Origin of the sequence: Chitinophaga sp. (assembly GCF_036569125.1) — a bacterium.
GTDB lineage: Bacteria > Bacteroidota > Bacteroidia > Chitinophagales > Chitinophagaceae > Chitinophaga.
Window position 1 is genome coordinate 1 of the sequence record NZ_DATCRF010000809.1, and the last position, 4,867, is coordinate 4,867.

General features: G+C 49.0%; 3 protein-coding genes. 2 read left to right on the top strand and 1 reads right to left on the bottom strand.

The window, feature by feature from the left end; genetic code table 11:
- Positions 1 to 55: 55 nt before the first annotated feature.
- Positions 56 to 448: a hypothetical protein gene (locus tag VIM87_RS29795; RefSeq protein ID WP_332000503.1), complete on the bottom strand. Its 393-nt coding sequence runs from the start codon at positions 446 to 448 to the stop codon at positions 56 to 58.
- A gap of 178 nt (positions 449 to 626) precedes the next feature.
- Between VIM87_RS29795 and secDF the strand changes: the two genes are divergently transcribed.
- Positions 627 to 3,821, top strand: a complete 3,195-nt coding sequence (gene secDF / locus VIM87_RS29800) for a protein translocase subunit SecDF (protein WP_332000504.1) — start codon at positions 627 to 629, stop codon at positions 3,819 to 3,821.
- Positions 3,822 to 4,069: 248 nt separating this feature from the next.
- Positions 4,070 to 4,867: histidine kinase (locus VIM87_RS29805; protein WP_332000505.1), on the top strand; the 798-nt coding region annotated here is incomplete at its 3' end.

Here is a 4,867-nt window from a genome sequence, read left to right on the forward strand (position 1 = left end):
GAAGGCCCATGCTGCTATGCTGGGCCCCGTTTTTGCGTCCCCGGAAACCTATCATTTACAGATCATTTACACCCGGATAGACCGGGATGCGCATAATCGCCCCCATTTCCGGGATTACCACTACCGGGTGGACGCCGGGCAGGCTGTCGATATACATAGGCGTATTGCGGTCCAGGCCGGGAATATGCAGGTCGTTCAGCTTTTCCAGGGCCAGCGCCGCCCCGGGCAGCTTTACGGTGGAGGCGGGGTAAAAATACCGTCCGGTATCAACATGGTAGTAAAAGTCCCGGAAATGAGGGCGGTTATGGGCATCCCGGTCTATCCGGGTGTAAATGATCTGTAGCTGAAAGCTGTCCGGGTACGCGAATACCGGTCCCAGCCGCTGCGCGTTGGCCTGTAAAAGGGTATCTAAAAAATTATCTGTTGCAGGATAATGGCGGGTTTGCATATATTTGTCAGTGTTGCAGGCAGCCAGAATCATTAAAAGGATACAGAAACAACGCATAACTCAACAGATTGGATCTACAAAAAATAGCACGAAAGGCCCATGGTGGACATGACTTTAATATATCAATTTAAATTCTATCTTTGCAACTCTTAAAAAAAATTTATAAACCCGAAAGAATATGCAACTAAAGGGACTGGTTAGAATTTTTGCGGCGGCGCTGATCCTTATATCGCTGTACCAATTGTCCTTTACGTTCGTGGTGCGCAGCTATGAGAAGAAAATAGTGGCGCAGGCTAAGAACGATGTGACCAAACAATACCCTACACCTGAACAGAAATATCCGGGTAGCAAAGAGCAACAGGCTTTTTACCAGGATACCCTGAACGACCTGATCAAATTGCGCAGGCAGGAGATTTTAGACAGTGTGGGCAATAAACAGATCGTAGGGTTTCCTTTGTACGTGACTTATAACAAAGCCAAAGACAGGGAATTGAATCTGGGTCTGGACCTGCAAGGTGGTATGAACGTGGTGCTGGATGTAAGCGTGGAAGATGTGATCCGTTCCCTGAGCGGCCAATCCAAGGATCCTGCTTTTAATAAAGCCCTGGAACTGGCCCGTCAGCGCAAGAAAACCAGCCAGTCTGATTTCGTATCCCTTTTCGGTACTGCATATGAAGAAGTACAGCCCAACGGGCGCCTGGCCACCATCTTCGCCAATGCCTACGAAAAAGATCTGAATTTTAACTCTACCAACCAGCAGGTGCTGAACGTGATCCGTCGCGAGGCCAATGCCGCTATCAAAAATACTTACCTGGTACTGCAAAAACGTATCGATAAGTTCGGGGTAGCACAGCCTAACATCAGCCTGGATGAAAATAAAGGTATTATCTCCGTGGAACTGGCCGGGGTTGATAACCCTGACCGTGTAAGAAGATACTTACAGGCCAGCGCCAACCTGGAATTCCGCGAAACTTACAAGAACAACCAGGAATTTGTAGTAGGTGTGCTGCAGCCGGTGAACGATGCGTTGAAAGCTGCCCTGGGTGGTAAGAACGCAGCCGATACCACTGCCGCTAAAAGCGATTCAGCTTTACTGTCATCCAGCGATACCGTAAAAGGCGCTAAAGATGATACCACCAAAACCGCCAGCCTGGATAGCTACCTGGCTAAAGACAGCAGCGGTAAAGGTAAAAAAGCCGATTCTGCCCAGACACAGGCGCAGCTGGAACGCGATTTTGCTAAAACCAACCCGCTGTTCTCTGTAATGCGTCCTTATATTTCCCAGGACGGACAGATCGTACCCGGTCCCATCGTAGGTATGATCCTGCCTAAGGATACCGCTACCTTCCGCCGTTACCTGCAAATGCCCGCTGTAAAAAGCCTGGTTCCCAAAGACCTGGTATTTGTATACGGACAGGAAAATAAAGCAGACCGCAATGGCGCTATGGAAGTATATGCGCTGAAAGTGAACCCCGCTAACCCTGCGCCCCCGGTAAGCGGCGAAAGGGTAGTGGATGCACGCCAGGATTTTGACCAGAACGGCAGCCCTGAGATCAGCATGACCATGGACAACACCGGCGCCCGCGACTGGAAAAAACTGACCGGCCAGCTGGCCCCCACCAATCCGGACGACCGCTCTACCTTTAACTATGTAGCCATCGTACTGGATGGTATCGTATATTCCGCTCCTTCTATCCTGGGTGAAATTGCCGGTGGCCGTTCATCCATTACCGGTAGCTTTACCGTGGAAGAAGCCAAGGATATGGCCAACATCCTGAAATCCGGTAAAATGCCGGCTCCTGCGCAGATCGTACAGGAACAGATCGTAGGACCTACCCTGGGTGCAGAATCTATCGCTGCAGGCGCTAAATCTTTCATCATCTCCTTTATTATTATATTCACCCTCATGCTGGTGTACTATAACACCGGTGGCTGGGTAGCTAACATAGCCCTGATCCTGAACCTGCTGTTCACCGTAGGTATCCTGGCTTCCCTGGGCGCTACGCTTACTATGCCTGGTATTGCCGGTCTGGTACTTACCATTGGTATGGCAGTGGATACGAACGTAATTATCTTCGAAAGGATAAAAGATGAGCTAAGCCGCGGTAAAACCTACCAGCAGGCCATTGAGGACGGTTACAAACGTTCCTATGCGCCGGTGCTGGATGGTCACATCACCTCTTTGCTTACCGCCATTATCCTGTTATACTTCGGTCTGGGCCCGGTGCTGGGTTTTGCTACCACACAGATCATCGGTCTGTTGCTGTCCCTGTTCTGCGGTATCCTGGTATCACGTATCGTAACCGACTGGTGGACTAACAAGAAAAGACACTTTGAATATTTTACCCCCGTTTCCCGTAAGATCTTCAAGCATGCCAGCTTTGACTTTGTAGGCAAAAGAAAGTATGCATACATGATCTCTGCAGTGGTAATGGTAATGGGCATTGCTTCCTTCTTCCATGGTTTCCGCCACGGTATCGACTTTTCCGGTGGCCGCAGCTTTACCGTTCGTTTTGATAAAGCTGTAAATGAAGCAGAAGTACGCGAAGACCTGCAGAAAGTATTTGGTGCAGAGCCGTATGTGAAAACCATCGGCGGCAGCAGCAACCAGCTGAGCATCACTACTTCTTATAAAATAGAAGAGCAAAGCCTGGCCGTTGATAAGGAAGTAACAGAGAAACTGTTCCAGGGCCTGAAAAAATACTACGATGCCGGTATTACGTATGAAGCATTTTCATCTAACCGTTATATAGTAGGTTCACAAACTGTATCGCCCACCATTTCAGACGATCTGCGTGCCGGCGCTATCAAAGCCACGGTGCTGTCGCTGGTAGTGATATTCCTGTACATACTGCTGCGCTTTAGCAAATGGCAGTACTCTATCGGTACTATCTTCTCCCTGCTGCACGACGTATTGGTAACATTAGCAGTATTCTCTTTCTTTAAGGATATTGTACCCTTCACCCTGGAAATAGACCAGCACTTTATTGCGGCTATACTAACAGTGATCGGCTTCTCCATGAACGATACGGTGATCGTATTTGACCGTATCCGTGAATACTTCCGTGAAAAGAAAGGCGGCGACCGCAATACCATCATTAACCGCGCTATCAATGATACATTGAGCCGTACGGTAATGACCTCCCTCACGGTGTTCCTGACCATCCTGATCCTGTTTATCTTTGGTGGTGAGGTAACCCGCGGTTTTGCCTTTGCAATGCTGATCGGTGTGATCACCGGTACTTACTCCTCTATCTTTGTAGCTGCTCCCGTACTGGTTGACTTTGACCATAAGAACGAGCTGGCAAATGAAAGCGATGTAGTACCCACTACTAATAAGAAAGTAGCTGCACCTGCAGAAGTAAAGAAATAAGAATTCAGCTTGAATGTTTGATACAAGAGGTCCGGGCTAGTACCGGACCTTTTCTTTTGCTTCGCTTCGCAGTCCACTGACCACAGACCACCGACCACAAAGCTCCTGGCATCTCCCGCAATAACATTCCTCCCGCACCAGGCTATGGACTATGGTCCGTGGACCATGGACGGCATTTCACCCCCGCAATTGACAGCTTCACCGCCCAAATAAGTAACAATCTGCCCGTTTTTCCTCATTTTTGAAAGATGAAGCTGGCTGTTGAAAAAAAGATCGTATGCTATAGCGCCCTGCTGGTGACCTTACTGGTAAACCTGCCTAAGCTGTTGCAGGCGCGCAGCAGCAGCTGGGCCAGCCAGTTCACCACCTTTAACCCCTGGGAGTTTACCTTCCAGCTTACCTGGACCTACCTGTTCTGCTGGATGGTATTTGAGCTGAACCTGTACTGGTTCCCCAAACTACGCAAAAATAAACCTGCCAATACCTACGCCATTTACCCCTTCTGGAATTTTCTGCTGCTGCTGATCTTTTGCATGATAGGCATAGGTATACAACGGCGCTTGTCCGTAGATACCAATCATTTGCCGCTAAAGTTTTTCCGGGCTACCTACCTGGGCCGGCTTACATTATGTATGGTGGTGGAAATGCTGGTGATCCGTATTATATACCTGCTGCGCCAGGCACAAGCGAAGGAGCTGGAAACAGAGCAGATGAAAAGCCGTTACTTACGTTCAGAGCTTGAGTTAATGAAACAGCAGCTGAACCCGCACTTCTTTTTTAACTCGCTCAGCACACTTTCCGGTATAGTAAGGGAAAACCCGGTGAAGGCACAGCAGTTCATCGGGCACCTGTCCCGTACCTTCCGGAACCTGTTGCAGGAGCAGCAACAGCTGATCCCTTTAAGGGATGAGCTGCAGCACCTGCACTCATTTACCGAACTATTAAAAATGCGTTTTGAAGAGGGCATTGTAATTACGGTAGATGTGCCGGCACAGCATTATCAGCAGCTGTTGCCGCATTTGTCTTTACAGCTGCTTATAGAAAAT

Bases quoted from the DNA above. Each gene is read 5' to 3' on its own strand.
- VIM87_RS29795 (WP_332000503.1), bottom strand. From the start codon at position 448: ATGCAAACCCGCCATTATCCTGCAACAGATAATTTTTTAGATACCCTT.
- secDF (WP_332000504.1), top strand. From the start codon at position 627: ATGCAACTAAAGGGACTGGTTAGAATTTTTGCGGCGGCGCTGATCCTT.